At 70.0% G+C, this 16,602-nt stretch carries 15 protein-coding genes; 3 read left to right on the top strand and 12 right to left on the bottom strand.

Going from position 1 to position 16,602, the window contains the following annotated elements; all coding sequences use genetic code 11:
• Positions 1–15: 15 nt before the first annotated feature.
• The 7 genes from VPA02S_RS27950 to VPA02S_RS27920 form a co-directional block, all read right to left on the bottom strand.
• The gene (locus VPA02S_RS27950) at positions 16–1,908 is read right to left on the bottom strand and encodes a chorismate-binding protein (protein WP_018904585.1); all 1,893 of its coding nucleotides are present in this window, start codon (positions 1,906–1,908) and stop codon (positions 16–18) included.
• Positions 1,909–1,910: 2 nt separating this feature from the next.
• Positions 1,911–2,444: a formaldehyde-activating enzyme gene (gene fae / locus VPA02S_RS27945; protein WP_012748162.1), complete on the bottom strand. Its 534-nt coding sequence runs from the start codon at positions 2,442–2,444 to the stop codon at positions 1,911–1,913.
• A gap of 45 nt (positions 2,445–2,489) precedes the next feature.
• The gene (locus tag VPA02S_RS27940) at positions 2,490–3,320 is read right to left on the bottom strand and encodes a formylmethanofuran dehydrogenase subunit C (RefSeq protein WP_018904586.1); all 831 of its coding nucleotides are present in this window, start codon (positions 3,318–3,320) and stop codon (positions 2,490–2,492) included.
• Positions 3,317–4,270 (bottom strand): formylmethanofuran--tetrahydromethanopterin N-formyltransferase, encoded by a 954-nt coding sequence (gene fhcD, locus VPA02S_RS27935; protein WP_018904587.1) that lies wholly within the window; start codon positions 4,268–4,270, stop codon positions 3,317–3,319. The genes VPA02S_RS27940 and fhcD overlap by 4 nt, the downstream gene beginning before the upstream one ends.
• Positions 4,267–5,952: a formylmethanofuran dehydrogenase subunit A gene (locus tag VPA02S_RS27930; protein WP_018904588.1), complete on the bottom strand. Its 1,686-nt coding sequence runs from the start codon at positions 5,950–5,952 to the stop codon at positions 4,267–4,269. Before VPA02S_RS27930 ends, fhcD begins: the two co-directional genes overlap by 4 nt.
• Positions 5,949–7,172: a molybdopterin-binding domain-containing protein gene (locus VPA02S_RS27925; protein WP_018904589.1), complete on the bottom strand. Its 1,224-nt coding sequence runs from the start codon at positions 7,170–7,172 to the stop codon at positions 5,949–5,951. Before VPA02S_RS27925 ends, VPA02S_RS27930 begins: the two co-directional genes overlap by 4 nt.
• A 232-nt stretch (positions 7,173–7,404) precedes the next feature.
• Positions 7,405–8,139 carry a HisA/HisF-related TIM barrel protein gene (locus VPA02S_RS27920; RefSeq protein WP_018904590.1) on the bottom strand — a complete coding sequence of 245 codons (735 nt, stop codon included), beginning with the start codon at positions 8,137–8,139 and terminating at the stop codon, positions 7,405–7,407.
• 38 nt (positions 8,140–8,177) lie between these two features.
• Here VPA02S_RS27920 and VPA02S_RS27915 point away from each other — a divergent pair, with 38 nt between their 5' ends.
• The 3 genes from VPA02S_RS27915 to VPA02S_RS27905 are packed head-to-tail and all read left to right on the top strand — an operon-like array spanning position 8,178 to position 10,856.
• Positions 8,178–9,170, top strand: a complete 993-nt coding sequence (locus VPA02S_RS27915) for an ATP-grasp domain-containing protein (RefSeq protein WP_018904591.1) — start codon at positions 8,178–8,180, stop codon at positions 9,168–9,170.
• The gene (locus VPA02S_RS27910) at positions 9,157–10,257 is read left to right on the top strand and encodes a hydantoinase/oxoprolinase family protein (RefSeq protein ID WP_155247832.1); all 1,101 of its coding nucleotides are present in this window, start codon (positions 9,157–9,159) and stop codon (positions 10,255–10,257) included. The genes VPA02S_RS27915 and VPA02S_RS27910 overlap by 14 nt, the downstream gene beginning before the upstream one ends.
• A complete protein-coding gene (locus VPA02S_RS27905) occupies positions 10,257–10,856 on the top strand; it encodes an amino acid kinase family protein (protein ID WP_018904593.1) in 600 nt (199 codons plus the stop codon). The genes VPA02S_RS27910 and VPA02S_RS27905 overlap by 1 nt, the downstream gene beginning before the upstream one ends.
• A gap of 30 nt (positions 10,857–10,886) precedes the next feature.
• Here VPA02S_RS27905 and VPA02S_RS27900 read toward each other — a convergent pair whose 3' ends face one another.
• The 5 genes from VPA02S_RS27900 to VPA02S_RS27880 are packed head-to-tail and all read right to left on the bottom strand — an operon-like array spanning position 10,887 to position 16,349.
• Positions 10,887–11,591, bottom strand: a complete 705-nt coding sequence (locus VPA02S_RS27900; protein WP_018904594.1) for a (5-formylfuran-3-yl)methyl phosphate synthase — start codon at positions 11,589–11,591, stop codon at positions 10,887–10,889.
• Positions 11,588–12,169: a DUF447 domain-containing protein gene (locus VPA02S_RS27895; RefSeq protein WP_018904595.1), complete on the bottom strand. Its 582-nt coding sequence runs from the start codon at positions 12,167–12,169 to the stop codon at positions 11,588–11,590. The genes VPA02S_RS27900 and VPA02S_RS27895 overlap by 4 nt, the downstream gene beginning before the upstream one ends.
• Positions 12,166–13,650, bottom strand: coding sequence for a DUF6513 domain-containing protein (locus VPA02S_RS27890; RefSeq protein WP_018904596.1), 1,485 nt, complete (start codon positions 13,648–13,650; stop codon positions 12,166–12,168). The genes VPA02S_RS27895 and VPA02S_RS27890 overlap by 4 nt, the downstream gene beginning before the upstream one ends.
• Positions 13,629–14,282 (bottom strand): flavoprotein, encoded by a 654-nt coding sequence (locus tag VPA02S_RS27885; protein ID WP_012748175.1) that lies wholly within the window; start codon positions 14,280–14,282, stop codon positions 13,629–13,631. Before VPA02S_RS27885 ends, VPA02S_RS27890 begins: the two co-directional genes overlap by 22 nt.
• Positions 14,283–14,300: 18 nt before the next feature.
• Entirely contained in the window at positions 14,301–16,349 is a 2,049-nt protein-coding gene (locus VPA02S_RS27880; RefSeq protein WP_018904597.1) for a sigma-54-dependent Fis family transcriptional regulator, read from the bottom strand.
• Positions 16,350–16,602 lie beyond the last annotated feature (253 nt).

Genomic DNA, 16,602 nt, shown 5'->3' with positions numbered 1-16,602 from the left:
CGCGGGCCCGGCTTCTCAAGCGGCGGCCGCCTCGTGCGGCTGCGCTTGCTGAACCAGCCGCGCCGGCAGCACGCCGCGCAGCGCATTGCACACCACCAGCTTCTGCGCGGCCTCCAGGTCTTGCCGGGACAGGCTGCGTTCGGTGGCCTCCCAGATCGAGTCTTCGATCAGCACGCCGCGCATCACGCCGGGCAGCGCGCCGTCGGAAACGGGCGGCGTCCACCAGCGTCCGCCGATGCGCGCGAACACCGTGCTGCGCCCGCCTTCGACGAGCCGGCCGTCTTCGGTGAAGAACAGGCTGTCGAAGGCGCCGGCGCGTTCGGCCGCCCGCACGCCGGCGTCGAAGTGCTGGCGCACGGTGGTCTTGTGGGCGGCCAGCGGGTTCGCATTGGGCAGCCGCTGGTCGGCAATCAGCAGCTTCACTGCGCCCGGCGGCAAGGGCGGCAGCGGCGAATGCGTGATGCCGATGCGCCCGCCGTGCGCCAGCGCGAGCCGCAGGCGCGAAGGCTGGCCCGGCGCGAGCGCGGGCAAGGCCTCCCGCAGCGCCTGCATCGCGGCATCGCGATCGAGCCGGAAGCCCAGCGCGCGTGCGCTGTGCGCCAGCCGCGCCAGGTGCCGGTCCAGGTAGCGGATGCCCTCGCCGGGCGTGGCCAGCATGGTCTCGAAGAGCTCGAAGCCCGGATCGAGCGCGGTGAGAAAGCGTGCCTTGAGCAGGCACTCCTCGAATTCGTCGGCCGCAATGCTGTCCTGCACGATGCCCGCGCCAATGCCCAGCCGCAGCGGCCGCAGGCCCTTCTGCTGCGCGCCCAGCGTGAGGGTGCGGATGGCGACCGACAGGCAGAAGTCGCCGATGGCCGCGCCCTCCGCGGGCGCATCGATCCAGCCGATCGCGCCGCAGTAGAGGCCGCGCGGCGTGCTTTCGAGTTCGCCGATCCATTCCATGGTGCGGTGCTTGGGCGCGCCCGTGATGGAGCCGCAGGGGAACACCGCGCGCAGCAGCTCGGGCATGCCGACGCCGGCGCGCAGCCGCGCCTCTACGGTCGATGTCATCTGGAACACCGTGGCATAGGGCTCGATGGCAAAGAGCGTCGGCACCTTGACGGAACCGATCTGCGCCACGCGGCCGATGTCGTTGCGCAGCAGGTCGACGATCATCACGTTCTCGGCGCGGTTCTTGGTGTCGACCGAGAGCAGGCGCGCCCTTTCGCTGTCGCCCTCGGGCGCATCGGCGCGGGCCGCGGTGCCCTTCATGGGACGCGCGGTGAGTACGCCCGCATCGTGGCGCAGGAAGAGTTCGGGCGAGCACGAGAGCACGTGGGTGGCGTCGCCCTCCCCCGCCTTTGAATTGCTTTCGGGCAGGGCGATCAGCGCGCCGTAGGCCACGGGCTGGCGTTCGCGCAGGCGCCGGTACAGCGCCACGGGCGAGCCATAGCCCTGGCCGTGCAGCCGGTAGGTGAAGTTGACCTGGTAGGTCTCGCCCGCGGCGATGGCGCCGTGAATGCGCGCGATGGCCTCGGTGAAGGCCGGCGCGTCGATGCTGGGCAGCAGGTCCATCACGCCGACGGGCTGCGGCGGGTTGGCCTCGCTCGCCTCGAGCTGCTCCAGCCAGCTGGCAACCTCGTCCGCCGAAAGCATGGCGCAGTCGCGGAACATCAGCACGCGCAGCGCCGAGGCATCGTCGGTCGCAAGCCGTGCATGCCCCGCGCGCTGCAGCCTGGCGCCCCATTCGTAGTCGGCCAGCAGCACCGCGTGCAGGCCCTGCCGCAGGTCGGCATCGACGCGCGCCCAGGCCGCATCGAGCTCGGCCGGATCCGCGCAGCGGTGCTCGCGCACGAAGCCGGTGTGCAGCCGGCTGGTGGGCCGCGCGGGCGTCGAGCCGCAGTCGTCGAGGAGCGCGAACGAAGGCAAGGTCAGCTCCAGTCGTCCATGTCGTGCTTGATGCGGTGGCGGTTGGCAATCAGCTCGTCCACCGACGGCTCGTTGTTCAGCGCGCGCCGGATCGCGAGCTTGGTGGCTTCGTAGTTGGTGCGGTACATGTCTTTCTTGTCGAGGTTCTGGTCCTTGGCGCAGCGCGGATCGATCCACACCAGGCTGATGATGCACAGCGAGTTGGCATGTTCCCGGGGAATGATGCCATCGATCAGGCAGTCGACCACCGCATCGGCGGTTGCGCTCTGCACCACGCCGCCGAACAGGTCGATGTTGGCCGCGTCCTTCAGCGTGACCTTGGGCACCATGATGGTCGCGGGCCGCACGAGCTGGTTGCAGGCGCGGATGGCAAACATCGCGGTGTGGCCCTTGCTCTGCGCCATCATGTTGGCAAAGGCCTGGCCCACGGGGCCATCGGTCGCGCCGATCAGGATCTCGGGCATGGCGTCGGTGAACTGGCCTTCCTTGGCAAGGACGGTGGCTTCGCCGGCGTGGAAAAGATAGGGATGCGTCATGGAAAGGAATTCAGGAGTGGTTTGAAAAAAAAGGGCCGGGACGGGTCACGGGCACACGATGAGTTCGCCCTTGCCATCGGCTGAAAGATCACCCAGGTGGCGTTCGATGCGGCGTGCGGGCAAGGCCGCAAAAGCTCCGCCGTGGCGCGCCAGATCCCGCGCGAGCAGGGCCCAGAACGCCGGCGTTGCGGTGCGGTTCGGCACAAAGGTCAACGCCGCCTCGATGCCCGCCGGCAGCCTCGCGCCCGCCGCTGCAAAAACGATGCTGCCGCGGCGCATGCCATAGCCCGCATGCGCGCCGGCCTTGCCGCCGACGGCGATCGTGCCCGCCACCATGCGCGAGCCCAGGAACGCGCCCGCGTCGCCATGGACAATCGCGGACCCGCGGCGCATGCGGTCGCCGAAGCGCTCGCCCGCCTGGCCATGGACCACGAGGGTGCCGCCGCGCATGCCGTCCATGCTGCCGGGCAAGGTGCTGGCCGCGAAGTCGCCGACGTCGCCCTTCACGTCGATGCTGCCGCCAGCCATTTCGCAGGCGGCCAGCAGGCCGGCACTGCCATCGATCTGCAGCGCGCCGCCGCGCATGCAGCCGCCGGCATAGTGGCCCGCATCGCCCTCGACGCGGATGCGCCCGCCGTCCATCTGCCAGCCGATGCGGTCGAAGCGCCCGAGATCGCCTTCGAAGCGAAGCATGCCCTCCTCCGTCCCGGGCGCAACATCGAACAGCTCGGCCAGCGCCAGCATCGCGTTGCCATGGCCCACGCGCAGCTGCCCGACCTGCGCAGCCGAGAGTTCCGCGAGCGCGGCCGGCGTGATGCCGCGCAGATCGACGCGCAGCGCGGGCGCCTGCCGCAGCCTGAAGTGCCAACCGCTCATGGCGCGTCTCCCGCCGCGCCCAGCAGCTTGTGCAGGTGGAAATGGAACGGCCCCAGCTTGCCGCCGTAGTTGCCGGCCGAAATGCGCAGCAGGCCGCCCGCCGGTCCGATGGCAATGGCCGCTTCCATGCCCACGCGCATGGCGGCGCCCACGTCGGCCTCGGTCAGGCCGTCGATCACGATCTCCATCACGCAGCCGATCTCCTGTGCGGAAGTTCCGCCCGCCAGTTCGCTGTGCGCCACCAGCCCGACGAGGCTGGGGCAGAAGGCATCGTTGGTCGAGGCGTTGAGGTTCGCATAGCGGCTGCCGACCTTCGAGCCCGATCGCACCACGCCGCCCGGAAACGGCATCACCACGTTGGGCAGCCGCTTCATTGCCGCCACCGCGGCCTCGGCGGCGGCCAGCGCGGCATCGGTGCCCTGCGCCAGCAGCAGCAGGTTGCCGCCGCCCACGGCCTTCACCACGGGCGTGTCTTCCTGCGCGACGAACTCACCGTCCATCACCGGCACGCGCCAGTAGCGCACGCCATCGATCACCTTCGATATCTGCCAGCCGTCGCCGAAGAAGCGCAGGTTCCTGCCGAGCGCGGCCACGTCGCTGCCCGGTGCGCCGCGCGGCAGGCCCGCGAACACCGCGGTGGTCGGACAGGTCAGCACGCACTGGCCGACGCGGCGCTCGAGCTGCTTGCCGAGCTCCTTGCCTGACATCGAGAAGATCAGCACGCTCACGCCGGGCCGGCCGTCGGGCGATTCGTCCGGCAATATCTCGCGCTCGATGCCGGCCTCGCAGCCGCAGGCGATCACCGAGGTCGCGAAGCCGGTGGCCGACACCGCCGCATGGCGCGCCCACGCCATGTTGTGCGCCGTGATGAGGATGCGCGTGGCCTTCATCGGAAAGGCCTCGGCAAAGGTTTCATCGATGACGACGCCGTTGCGCTCCAGGGCCTTCACGACGACGACTCCTTGAAGCACTCGGCCGGCAGCAGGCGCCCGCCGTTGCAGCATTGGCACAGCTCGTTGTGGCCGATGGCGATGTGGTCGAAGTTGACCGAACCCTGCGCCGCAAGATGCCGGCGCAGCCGCTTCTCGATGCCGCGGTCGTAGTCCGGCGCGACGAAGTGCGTGCCGCCCACCGGCGCCGCCGTGACGCGGCCGGCGCGCGAGACCAGCATGCCGTCCTTGAACACGTATTCGGGCGTCGCGAACATGGCCTCGCGGTCGGCGTTCTCGCGGTACACCGCAATGTCGGCCGCGGCGCCCGCGCCCAGATGGCCGCGGTCGCGCAGGCCCAGCAGCCGCGCGGGGCCGGCGCGGGTCATGATCGCGATCTCGTAGAGCGAGAGCTCGCGCGTGATCGAGCGCAGCGCGGACTGCGCCGCCACTTCGGGATGCAGCTTGGCGAGCTGCTCCTCGCGGAAGCTGCGGTCCATCAACAGGCGAATCAGGTGCGGATAGCTCGTGAACGGGCCGCCGTTGGGGTGGTCGGTGGTCAGCACCACGCGCCATGGGTCGTCGACCAGCAAGAAGATCTCCAGCCCGATGACCCACTGCAGCGCATTCACGTAGCTCTGCTCGCGGTAGCGGAACGGCACCACGCCGCAGCCGGCCTCGCACTCGATGTCGGCGCCGATCCACTTGCGCGGATCGGCCAGGCCCGACTGCGCATGCTGGCGCATGGTGTCGCCCGAGGCCGTGACGGTCTGGCCGAACATGATCTGGCCGACGTCGATGCTGACGTTCTTGTTGGCGTTCACCACCTCCGCGAGCTGCAGCGCGGCCGAGGAGAACTTCTTCGGCCCCTCGGTGCCATAGGCGTGGAACTGGATGTGCGTCAGGTGCCCGGGCAGGCCGTCGAGCGCGGCGATGGTGTCGAGCGTGGACTGGATGTTGCCGGCCACGCCCAGGTTGCTGCCGTGGATGTGCAGCGGATGCGGCACGCCAAGCTCGCGCAGCGCGCGCGCCAGCGTGTGCACCACCTGCCGCGGCGTGACCTGCCAGTGCACGTGGTTCTCGTCGACGTCGAGCTTGCGCTGGTTGAACTTGAAGGCCGAGATGCCGCCCGGGTTCACCACCTTCACGCCCATCGCCTTGCTGGCGTTGATGGTCCAGCCCGCATAGTCGCGGATACGCTCGAAGTCCCAGCCCTCGGCCAGCATGCGCAAGAACAGCTCGTCGTTGCCGAGCATCACGTAGGCGCCGTGGTCGAGGATCGGCGTGTCGCCCATCTCCATGTGCGCGTGGCGCGCGTTGCAGGCCATCATGGCCGGCTCGAAGGCCGCCGTGTAGCCCATCTCGACATAGCGGTAGCCGGTGGCCAGCGTGCCCGGCGTGCAGGTGCCGCACGAGGCCAGCTCGAGCACGTTGTCGGGCAGCGCAATGGGGTTCGCGTTGGCCCGGTGGTCTTCGGGCAGCAGCATGCGCGCGAGGTTGACCTTGCCGCCGCCGATGTGGGTGTGCATGTCGATGCCGCCGGCCATCACAATGCAGCCGCCGATGTCGATCTCCTCAGTGGCGGCTTCGTTCGGTGCAAGCTCGACCATGCGGCCATCGCGCACGTACAGGTCGCGCACCTCGTCGCGGCCGTTCGCGGGATCGATGACGCGGCCGCCGCGCAGGCGCAGTGTCGCCGTCATTGCACGCGCCCCTTCTTCAGCGCCTGCACCGCCTGCGTCAGGCGCCGGACCACCTCGGCCACGCTCGGCAGCCCGTCCTCGTACACGGGCCGCAGCGGCAGCAGCACCGAACCGTCGGTGCGGAACAGATGGCCCGCGGAGCCGATGCCGGGTGTGGACACGGGAATGAACACCAGCTCGTGCGCATCCTGAGCCGCGCGCATTGCCGGATGGCCGAGCACGACGCGCGGCACGCCTGCAGCGGGCGGCGCGGGCTCGGGGCCGTAGCTCGACACCCACAGCAGCGTGTCGGCCGCGCCATCGGCCAGCAGGCGCTGCGCGTCGAAGCACAGCGGCTCATGCTCCAGGCCCAGCGGCCCGGCGCGCGAACGCAGCGGCAGGCCCGAGAGCCAGGCGAACACCTGGTTCACGGTGGAGGCGCCATCGCCGCCGCCCAGCGGCAGCGAGGCCGCGCGCGTGCTGCGGTTGAGCGTGGCGACGATGCGCTGGATCGCCTCGACGATCAGCGCGCCCTGCGCCGGCAGCCGGCCCGATTCATACACCAGCACCGCATAGCGCGCCGCCTGCAGCCGCGCCGAAAGCGCCGCCAGGTCGGCCGGCACGCGGGCATCGTCTTTCGAAACACGGCCCGCTACGAGCGCCGCGAGCAGCGCCACGGTGTCGAACAGGTCGCCGTGCAGCGGCAGCGTTTCCACGGCCACGCCTTCCCGCTCCCCCACGCCGATGCGGCGGAAGAACTCCGGGTAGTGCGCCGTGGGCTCCTCGGTCATGCAGACGACCAGGTCGGCCCGCGTCCTTGCTTCCGCCAGCGTGGTGCTGAAGCCGCCGCGGTCCTGCAGCGCGCGCAGGCCATGCATCAGCGCCTGCCCCTGGGCCGGGTCGCAGATGGCGCCGGTTTCGCAGGCCAACGCATAGAGCGCCCGGGCCCCCGCGACGTCGGTGCCGAGGCCGCCGAACAGGGGCTGGCGGCTGGCCGCGAGCAGCGAGGCGGCCTTGCCGATCGCCGTGTCCAGGTCGCAGTCCTGGCCGCCGGCCCGGGGCTGCGCCGCGCCGGCTGCGGCATCGAAGTTGGCGAGCGCCTTGCGCGCGCGCGGGCAGTCGCTGCCCACGAGCTTGAGCGGCGTGCCCACCTCCACGCCGAAGGTGTCGCACAGCAGGGGGCAAAAGGGGCAGGTCCAGGGGGCATTGCCGGGCGGCGCGGCAGTGTCGGGTTGATTCATGGGCAGGCCACCACGCAAGCCATGTGCCATTCACCCGAAGGGCCGCCGCGCCTTGGGACGGCGCCCTGTTGACACACACGAAGTGAGACAGAGTGTTGCGCTTTTGGCGGTCAATGCGTGCCGGCAGGGGCCGGCGGCAGTGCAAGCGAGCCCGCCGGTGGATGGCACGGTTCGTGTGTACAGCGGGCTGATGGCACGCCTCACCCACCCTCGTCGCACCGGCTTCGGCAGATCAGCGGCGCACGCGTGGCAATTGCAGGTCGTGCAGCGCGCTGGCCACCAGCCAGGCATCGGCGCCGGCCGCACTCGCGCGCGCCAGGTCGTCCTCGCTGCGGATGCCGCCGGCACCAATCACCATGGCGCCCGGCGCCAGGCGCCTCACCTCCTGCAGCGTTTCGAGGTCCGGGCCGGCGCCGGAGCCGACGCGCTCCAGCGTCATCACGATCAGCCGCTTCGGCCACAGTTCCACCGCGTCCCAGCAGCCGGCAGCATCGAGCCGCTGGCCATCGCGCCGGTCCAGCGACAGCGCCGCCCCGGGGTCGCCGGCGCCATCAGCGGCCGTGGCCTCGAAACAGCGCGCCAGCGCCTCGCGCGAACGCAGCGATTCGCTGCCGAACACCAGCACGATGCGGGGCGCGTAAGGCGCCAGCTGTTCGCGCAGCGCCTGGCCGGCCGATGCATCCGCCAAGCCGGCATCCAGCCACAGCTCGATGCCCGGCAGCGCCTGCAGCAGATCGGCCAGCACACCGGTCTGCACCGCCCCGCCCTGCAGGGCGTCGAGGTCGGCCACGTACAGCTGGCGCGCCGCGCAGTGTTCGCACAGGATGCGCGCCACCGTCACCGGATCGCTGCTGGCGCACAGCGCCGACACGATCGGCCGGTAGGCCTTGCGGTCGCCGCGCACGGCCCGCACCACCTGGCCCTTCAGCAGGTCGACGACAGGGATCAGGTTCAGTTCGGAAGTCATGGAAAAGATGGGGAAGAGCCCGGAAAGTGGATGATGAAATGACCCAACGCGTTTTTATTTACGAGTATCTCAGCGGCGGCGGATGGAGCGACTACGGCGACGACGCCGCAGCCGACGAGCTGCTGCCGCTGGGCCTGTCGATGCGCGATGCCATGGTGGCGGACCTGGTGCGCGCCGCCGATTGTTCGGTTTCCGCGGCGGTCTGCGAACCGGGGAACACCCTGCCTGCAGGAGCCGTGCCACTGCGGCCCCACGCCAACGAATCGGCTTTCGACTTCGTCGCGCGGCAGAGCGCGCTGCACGACCTGGTGTGGCTCGTGGCGCCCGAGACGGACGGCCTGCTCGCGCGCTTCCAGCGCACGGTGGGCGATGCGCGCTGGCTCGGCTGCAGTGCCGAGGCCATCGAGCTCACGGCCGGCAAGAAGGCCACGCTCGCGCACCTGGCCGCCCACGCCGTGCAGACGCCGCTGGCCTTTGCCGATGCGCCCGACATCGCGCGCTGGGTGGTCAAGCCCGACGATGGCGCCGGCGGCGTGGCCACCCATGTGCACGCCCGCCACGCCGACGCGCTCGACGACCAGGCCACGCGCACGCAGGCCGGCGCCACCTTGACGCTCGAGCCCTGGATCGAGGGCGAAGCCCTGAGCCTCTCGCTGCTGTGCACGGAGCAGAATGCCGAAATGCTGAGCATCAACCGCCAATGCATTTCGATCGATGCGCACGGCAGGCTGTCTTTCGATGGCGTGAACGTCGATGCGGTGGGCCGCGGCGACCCGCGCCGGCATGACCTGGCCGCGCTCGCCATGCAGGTGGCACGCGCCATCCCCGGGCTGCGCGGCTTCGCGGGCATCGACCTGGTCTGGCATCCGCAGCACGGGCCAGTCGTGATCGAAGTCAATCCGCGCGTCACCTGCGCCTATGTCGGGCTCTCGGCGGCGCTGGGCCGCAACCTCGCGGCGGAGCTGCTGGCGGACCGCCTGCACGGCGGCGGCACTCATCAAGAACGGGAACTTGCGCGTGCCGTCGCCTGAACGCACCACCATCGGCTGGGACATCGGCGGCGCCCATGTCAAGGCCTGCCTGCTGCAAGGCGGCGAGGTGGTCGACGTGGCGCAGTGGGGCTGTCCGCTCTGGCAGGGCCTCGACCATCTGGCGCGTGCGCTGCAGGCCGCGGGCACGCGCTGGCCCGTGCTTGCGTCCGCGCAGCATGCCGTCACCATGACGGGCGAGATGGTCGACCTGTTTCCCGACCGCGAAGCCGGCGTGCGCGGCATCGCCGCGGCACTGGCGGCCGCGCTGCCCACGCGGCCGGGCGCGCTGCATTTCTTTGCCGGCGATGCGGGCTGGTGCACGGCGGCCGATGTCGCGCGGCACTGGGAGCACATCGCCTCGGCCAACTGGCTCGCGACCGCTCGGCATGCCGCGCTCGTGTTCCCCGAAGGCGTGCTGGTCGACATCGGCAGCACCACCACCGACCTGATCGCCTTCGGCAACCAGCGCGTGCTGACCACCAGCCGCACCGACGCCGAACGCCTGGTGACCGGCGAGCTCGCCTACCACGGCGTGGTGCGCACGCCGGTGTGCGCGTTGACCCAGCGCATCGAATGGCGCGGCCAGGCAAGGCATGTGATGAACGAGTTCTTCGCGACCACGGCCGACGTCTATCGCCTGTGCGGCGAGCTCGACCCGGCGCACGACCTGCACCCCAGCGCCGACAACGCAGCCAAGAGCCTGCCGGCCACGCGCCAGCGCCTTGCGCGCATGGTGGGGCTGGACGAGCGCGATGCATCCGCTGAAGAATGGCTGGAGCTCGCACGTGCCTGGCGCGCGGCGCAGGTCGAGGCCATCGATGCGCAGTTGCGCCGCGTGCTGGCGGCGCATGCGCTCTCGCGCGATGCCATGGTGGTGAGCGCAGGATGCGGCGCCTTCCTGGTGCCCGGCCTGGCCGCCGTCGCTGCGGCGGGCGAAGCTTCGCAAGCCGTGCCGCGCCGCTTTGCCGCCTATGGCAGTGAGGTGGCAAACGTCGCCCGCCATGCGCCCGCGGGCACCGCCGGCTGGGCGCAGGTGTGCGCACCGAGCGTGGCGGTGGCCGCGCTGTTCGAAAGGGAGCACGACTGATGTGGGTGGTCAAGATTGGCGGCAGCCTCTGTGCCGACCCGGTGCTGCCGCAGTGGCTCGATCTGCTCACGCAGATCGGCGGCGGCCGCGTCACGGTGGTCTGCGGCGGCGGCACCTTTGCAGACGAAGTGCGGCGCGTGCAGGCGCACTGGCAGTTCAACGACCTGGCCGCCCACAACATGGCGGTGCTCGCCATGGCGCAGACGGCCTACCAGCTGCATGCGCTGAACCCGGCGCTGCAGCTGGCCGCGCGCAAGACCGAAATCCCCGAGCTGCTGCGGCGCGGAAAAACCGCGCTGTGGCTGCCGCTCGAACTGCGGCGCGACAAGCCGGACGGCCGCACCAGCTGGGACGCCACGTCCGACACCATCGCGCTCGACCTCGCCAAGCATCTCAATGCCGAGCAGCTGGTGCTGGTGAAGTCGTGCACCATCGATCCGCAGATGACGCTCAATGAGCTCGGCGATGCCGGCGTGGTCGACCAGCAGTTTGCCGAACGCTCCGGCGATGCGGCGTTTCCGATCACCCTGCTCCACAAGAACCAGCTCGCGACCATGCGTGCGCTGCTGCTGGGCGAGGCGACCTTCGCCCCGCGCTGAGCGGGCCTTGCGCCGGCTCACAAAAAAAGTTCAGACCGCTACAGGCTCCACCGCCTCGCCGTGCAGCAGCGCGGCCAGTGCCGCAAGCCGCTCCGGGCTCAGGGCCGCCTTGCGGTCGCCCACGCAAACGGCGCTGCGAAACCCCGCGAAATCCGGCGCCAACGATTGCAGCAGCGGAACATGCGCCGTGCGCAGCGCGCCCGCCACGCCAGCCATTTGCCCCGCGGCGCGCACCTGGGCGAGGAAGGCACGCAGATCGGCCATCGGCACGGCATCGAACAGGCTGCCGGCCTCTTTGTCGGCGGTGTCGACCATGAGCCCGGGAAAGCCGAGCGTGCAGGCATGCGCGGTCAGCGCGGCATCGAGCCCGTGGTCGCCGATGAAGACCGGCACCACCGGCCAGTGGCAGGCCGCGAGCGCATCCAGCACCGCCAAGGCCTCGGGCCCACGCTCGATGCCGACCTTCACGTAGTCGACGCCGCAGGCACCCACCGCATCCACCTGCGCGAGGATCGCGTCCAGCGCATGCATCGGCAGGTCGCCGATCGTCGCGCTCACGGGCAGGCCGATGCCGTGCCGGCGCAGCGCACTCACGATGGCGCCGATGGTTGCCACCGGCAGGCCGCCCAGCGCGCCTTCGTTGGGCTCCTTCAGGTCGATGAAGTCGGCGCCGCCGCGGGCAGCGAGCAGGGCCTCCTCCACGCTGCGTACGCTCACCAGCATCCGCATCGTCATGATGTGCGCTCCCGGTCGGCGGCGCGGTGCTGCGCGACCGCGGCGCGCAGCCACTCCCAGGCCTCGCGTTCCTCGGGGCCGGCGGTCTTGTCGATCGCGATCTGCAGGTAGGTCATTTCGGTTTCCACTTTCTCGGGGGGGAGCATGTGCAGCCGGCTGACCAGCACTGCCCCTTCGATCACCGCGGCCTGCGCGCGGTTGAAGCCGGCAAACGGCGCATGCGTGGCCTCGTGCACGGCCACCATGCGCAGCACCGGCCGCTGCACGTCGTCGCGCTGCTCGGCCAGTTCGAGTTCGACGTGGCGCAGTGCAGAAGCGAGCCGCACGCCTTCGATGCGCTCGGCCGGCAACGTGGGCCACAGCTTGCGGCCCGTCACGCAGCCCGCGAACACGCGGGTGTCGCAGACGATGTTGAGCACCGCATGGCCGGTGGCCACGATGTTGTCATGCGTGGTCGAGGGCTTGAACGGCATCAGCAGGATGCCGCCCTCCTGGTAGCGGATGCCCATCGGCGCCACGTGCGGCTTGCCGCCGGGGGCCGCGGTGGTCACCACGGCTTCGAAGATCTGGTCGTTCATGAGGGGGATGGCGCGGTGGTGGTGCTGCTGCTGGTGGCATCGGCCTCGGCCGCGCTGTTCTTCTTCGATGTCTTCATGGTAGTTCCCGGCGCGCACCAGCGCGCGAGATCTTCGGTGGCGCGCGGCGCGGCGCAGCCCCAGTCGAGCGGCTGGTCCTGCACGTAGCGCTTGCCGAGCTGCCAGGCGATCTCGGCGCGCGCCAGCTCCACGCCCATGTAGAACGCATGGTCGGCATCGTCCTGCAGCTGGAGCTGCGGCCAGAGTTCGAAGGCGCCCTGCGCGAGCCGCATGCCGTCGCGGTTGTACACGTGCAGGCCGAGCGGCGAAATCTGCACGCGAAAGTTGGGGTCGCGCACCTGCGAGGCGATCTCGCCGATCTCCTCGGGCGTGTCGGGGAACGGATGCTTGGCGTGCACCGTCATCAGCGCATCGCTCATGCCCTTGGGCAAGGTGGCGTTGCGCGCCGCGGCATGCATGATGCGGCGCGCCCAGTCGGCCTCGCTCACCGCGCGGCGCGCATGCTGGCTCACCTGCGTGGTCAGCACCGCCGCCACGTTCAGCTCGGCGGCAATGCCGAACAGCACCGCGTTGATGCCGCTGGTGTCGGCCTCGGTGAGCTCGGTGAGGTTGCCCACGCCGAGCATGATCGGCGCATCGGGGAAGCGCTCGCGCAGCCGGTGGTAGCGCACGATGGAGGCGGTCAGGCCGAAGGGTATCGGGTCGAGGATCGAATCGGCCAGGAAGGCACGGCCGCGCCGCTGCATCTGCTCGACGGCTTCGTACAGCGACGCTTCGTCGGCCGGAACGCGCGGTATCAGCACCGGCGTGGCCGCGACCTCGTCGGCGATCCACAGCGTGTCGAGCGTGAGGCTCAGCAGGTAGTCGGCGCCGGCCTTTCCGCCGAGCAGCAGCTCCTGTGTGTCGCTCGAATCGACGCTGACCTGGAAGCCCGCGGCCTTCAGCGCCTGCACGCTCTCGGCCAGGTGGTCGAAGCGCGTCTCGGGCAGGCAGCCCAGGTCGATGACATTGGCACCGTCGGCCGCGAGCTGCTGCGCGCGCTCGACGATCTGCGCCACCGACAGCCGCGGCGCGTCGACGATCTCGGCAAAGATCGCGACCTCGTAGTCGTCCAGGTCGACCGCGCGCGCGCTGCGGTTGAAGTGGCGCGGCAGGTCTTTCAGCTCCTGCGGGCCGCGCTCCACCGGAACGCCGAAGTGAAGGCTCAGCGCCTCGACGTCGCCGCGGCAGCGGCCCGGCACCATGATGCGGTCGGCGCGGCGTGGCGCGGCGCCCTCGCCTTCGCCCTCGCTGAACACCGGGGCCGCGACGCGGCGGCGGATCATGTCGGCCGTCATCAGCGCCGCCACCTGCAGGCCGATCTCGCGCACTTCCCATGTGAACGGTGCCGCCTCGATCCCGGCCAGCACCCGCGTGAGGCTGGCTTGGGCGAGGCGCCCGGTCAGGAAGACGATGTGTTCCATGCGAGAGAAAGTTCCTTCAGGCGCGTGTCGAGCGCGGTCTCCAATTGGGCCGGTGAACAGACCACCTGGCAAAAGTCGATGCCGCGCAGCCGCTCCACGTTGTCCAGTTCGATGCGCCGCGGGCGCAGCGTGACCCAGTCATGCGGCGACTTGGTCACCACCACCGGTTCCGTATCGCATGCAAACACGATGCCAGGAATGCCGAGCTTGCCGGCCTGCGCAAACATGTTCGTCGGCAGCGAGTCGCTGATGCCGAATGCGCACTTGGCCACCGTATTGCTGGTGGCCGGCGCCACCACCACCGTGTGATAGACATCGTCGTAGAGCATGCCCACCGGCACGCCGCTGGCCGTCTTGTCGCGGAACACGCGAAAACGCGGCCTGAGCGCCTCGATCTGCAGCTTGTAGATCGGCAGCACCTCTTCAGCTGCGGCCGAGAGGAACAGGTCGACCGAAGGCAGCCGCGCCGCAATGGCGAGCGATTCCTCGAGGAAATGGCCCGAACCCGTGACGCACCAGGCCAGCCGCGAGCGCGGCGGCGATGCCGGCAGCGGCGCTTCGCCGTCTTCGGCCGCCAGCGCGGCGCCGCGTGGATCGATCTTGCCCGTGCCCGCCGGCTCCCCGTTCGTCATGTCTGCGAGCCCTCAGGCTCAATCGGGTGGAGAGATCTCGATGTGAAGCTTGTGGAGTTTTCGGTACAGGGTGTTGCGGCTGACATCGAGCGCCTTGGCGACGTTGCTCACGTTCCAGCGATGCTGCTCGAGCATCTGCAGCAGCACCTGCCGCTCGTTGGCCTGGATCGGGTTGAGTTGCTTGATGGCCGGTGCCGCATCGGACGGCGCCGCGTCCGCGGCCGCATCGGACGGTTCGGACACTGCCGCATGGGCCAGCGCGGGCAATGGCGAAGGTGCCGTGCGCACGGCCAGCGAAGGCAGGTGCTCCCGCGTGATGGTCTTGCCGTCGGCCAGCGCGGCGGCGCTGCGCAGCACGTGGCGCAGCTGCCGCAGGTTGCCGGGCCATGAATAGGCCATGAGCAGGCGCTCGGCCTCTTCGCCGAGCCGGCTGTCGTTGCCGCCTTCGTCCTTGAGCACGTCGTGGATCAGGTCGCGCTTGTCGCTGCGGTCGCGCAGCGCGGGCAGGTCGAGTTCGATGCCGGCCAGGCGGTAGTAGAGGTCTTCGCGGAAGCGGCCTTCGCGCACCAGGCTCGGCAGGTGCTGGTGGCTCGCGCTCACGAGCTGGAAGTCCACCGGATGGGTGTCCTCGGTGCCCAGCGGCGTGACCTGGCGCTCGTCGAGCACGCGCAGCAGCCGGGCCTGCAGCTCCAGCGGCATGTCGGCGATTTCGTCGAGGAACAGCGTGCCGCCATCGGCCTGCAGGATCTTGCCGCGCCGCCCGCTGCGCTGCGCACCGGTGAAGGCGCCGGCCTTGTAGCCGAAGAGCTCGGATTCGATCAGCGTCTCGGGCAGGCTCGCGCAATTGACCGCGACGAAGGCGCCCTCGGCATGCGGGCTGCTCTCGTGGATCGCGCGCGCGAACACTTCCTTGCCCGAACCGGTTTCGCCGCACAGCAGCACCGGGGTCCGGCGCGCGACCACGCGCCGCGCGGTGTCCAGATGGGCCACGAGCCGCGCGTCCTTGAAGGTGCGAACGCTCGGCGCACGCGCGGCCGCCGGCCGCAGCGGCGCACGGAAAGCGTCGGCGCCCGTCTCGGCCACCATCGATGCCGTGCCTGCCGCGCCGGCCACGCGCGCACGCGCCGGCGTGGCGGCGTCCGAAGCCGGCCGCCGCGCCACCGCGAAGAAACGCAGCGCCGCATTGGCGCGGTAGGCCACCACCGGATGGAATGAAGAAGAAAGGCTGCGCTGGACGATGTCCTCGAGCGAGGTCTGGAACAGATCGTCGATGCGCTGCGTGCGGATTTCGTCCATTGACTGCAGGCCGAGCTGGAACAAGGCGCTGCGGTTGGCCGCAAGAATGCGCCCGTCGTCGCCGACCGCGAGCTTGCCTTCATGCAGCGTGTAGACGAATTCGGGCCGGCTGTGGAAGTGCAGCGGATGCGCATTCGAGAAGCGCTTGTCGATGAGCCGGTTCTCGATCATGCGCGCCGTCATGCCCAAGAGCACCAGCACGTGCTGCTGCATGAGGCTGGAGCGGCTGGTCACGTCGAGCACGGCGATGATCTCGCCGGACGGATCGAACACCGGCACCGCCGAACACGTGAGCTGCGTGAAGTGGCTGAAGAAATGCTCTTCGCGCCGCACGGAGATCGGATGCGCCGCGGCCAGGCAGGTGCCCATGCCATTGGTGCCGGCCTCGGCCTCGCCCCACATGCCGCCGGCGCGCAGGCCCATGGGCTCCGCTTCGGCGGCGAACTCCGGCGAGGACACCATGTGCACGATCACGCCGTCGGTATCGGTCAGCACCACGGCGGATTCGGCATCCGCGAGCTGCTGGTAGAGCGTGGTCATCTCGTAGCGCGCGCACTCGATGACGTCGGCATGCTGGTTGCGCCGGCTCTGCAGCGCCGACGATGCAATGACCACCGGTTCGCGCGGGCGGCCGGGATCGAGCTGGTACTGGTTCAGGCAGCGGCTCCAGGAGCGCGTGACCAGGTCATTGCCCTCTTCATGAAAGCCCCGCCTCACCACGTCGAGCACACGGTCAGCGTGTCGATCGCCTTGCCTCAGCGTCAATGTCATTGGAGTTCTCCGGCGCGTTCCATCGTGTCTCCTTGTTCGGCCCATTGTTGTGCCTGCCGGCTTGCCGCGCACCCGGTGAAACACCAAGCACTGGCAATGCCGGAGCGGGTCCGGTCTCTGGCCTGCATTTTGCGTTGACGAATCTCGCTGGGGTGGGCTTGCATGCCGCCAGACACACTTTCAAACACATTCGATCACTGGAGACACCACTTGAACACCAGCCCGCGTCCTTCCGTCGCCCGCCTTTCTTCTT

Origin of the sequence: Variovorax paradoxus NBRC 15149 (assembly GCF_001591365.1) — a bacterium.
Lineage (GTDB): Bacteria > Pseudomonadota > Gammaproteobacteria > Burkholderiales > Burkholderiaceae_C > Variovorax > Variovorax paradoxus.
This window is presented reverse-complemented; position numbering and strand designations above follow the sequence as displayed.

Excerpts from the sequence above, each read along its gene's own strand:
- fae (WP_012748162.1), bottom strand. The coding sequence starts at position 2,444 with ATGACGCATCCCTATCTTTTCCACGCCGGCGAAGCCACCGTCCTTGCC.
- VPA02S_RS27940 (WP_018904586.1), bottom strand. The coding sequence starts at position 3,320 with ATGAGCGGTTGGCACTTCAGGCTGCGGCAGGCGCCCGCGCTGCGCGTC.
- VPA02S_RS27930 (WP_018904588.1), bottom strand. The coding sequence starts at position 5,952 with ATGACGGCGACACTGCGCCTGCGCGGCGGCCGCGTCATCGATCCCGCG.
- VPA02S_RS27925 (WP_018904589.1), bottom strand. The coding sequence starts at position 7,172 with ATGAATCAACCCGACACTGCCGCGCCGCCCGGCAATGCCCCCTGGACC.
- VPA02S_RS27920 (WP_018904590.1), bottom strand. The coding sequence starts at position 8,139 with ATGACTTCCGAACTGAACCTGATCCCTGTCGTCGACCTGCTGAAGGGC.
- VPA02S_RS27915 (WP_018904591.1), top strand. The coding sequence starts at position 8,178 with ATGACCCAACGCGTTTTTATTTACGAGTATCTCAGCGGCGGCGGATGG.
- VPA02S_RS27905 (WP_018904593.1), top strand. The coding sequence starts at position 10,257 with ATGTGGGTGGTCAAGATTGGCGGCAGCCTCTGTGCCGACCCGGTGCTG.
- VPA02S_RS27900 (WP_018904594.1), bottom strand. The coding sequence starts at position 11,591 with ATGACGATGCGGATGCTGGTGAGCGTACGCAGCGTGGAGGAGGCCCTG.
- VPA02S_RS27895 (WP_018904595.1), bottom strand. The coding sequence starts at position 12,169 with ATGAACGACCAGATCTTCGAAGCCGTGGTGACCACCGCGGCCCCCGGC.
- VPA02S_RS27890 (WP_018904596.1), bottom strand. The coding sequence starts at position 13,650 with ATGGAACACATCGTCTTCCTGACCGGGCGCCTCGCCCAAGCCAGCCTC.
- VPA02S_RS27885 (WP_012748175.1), bottom strand. The coding sequence starts at position 14,282 with ATGACGAACGGGGAGCCGGCGGGCACGGGCAAGATCGATCCACGCGGC.
- VPA02S_RS27880 (WP_018904597.1), bottom strand. The coding sequence starts at position 16,349 with ATGACATTGACGCTGAGGCAAGGCGATCGACACGCTGACCGTGTGCTC.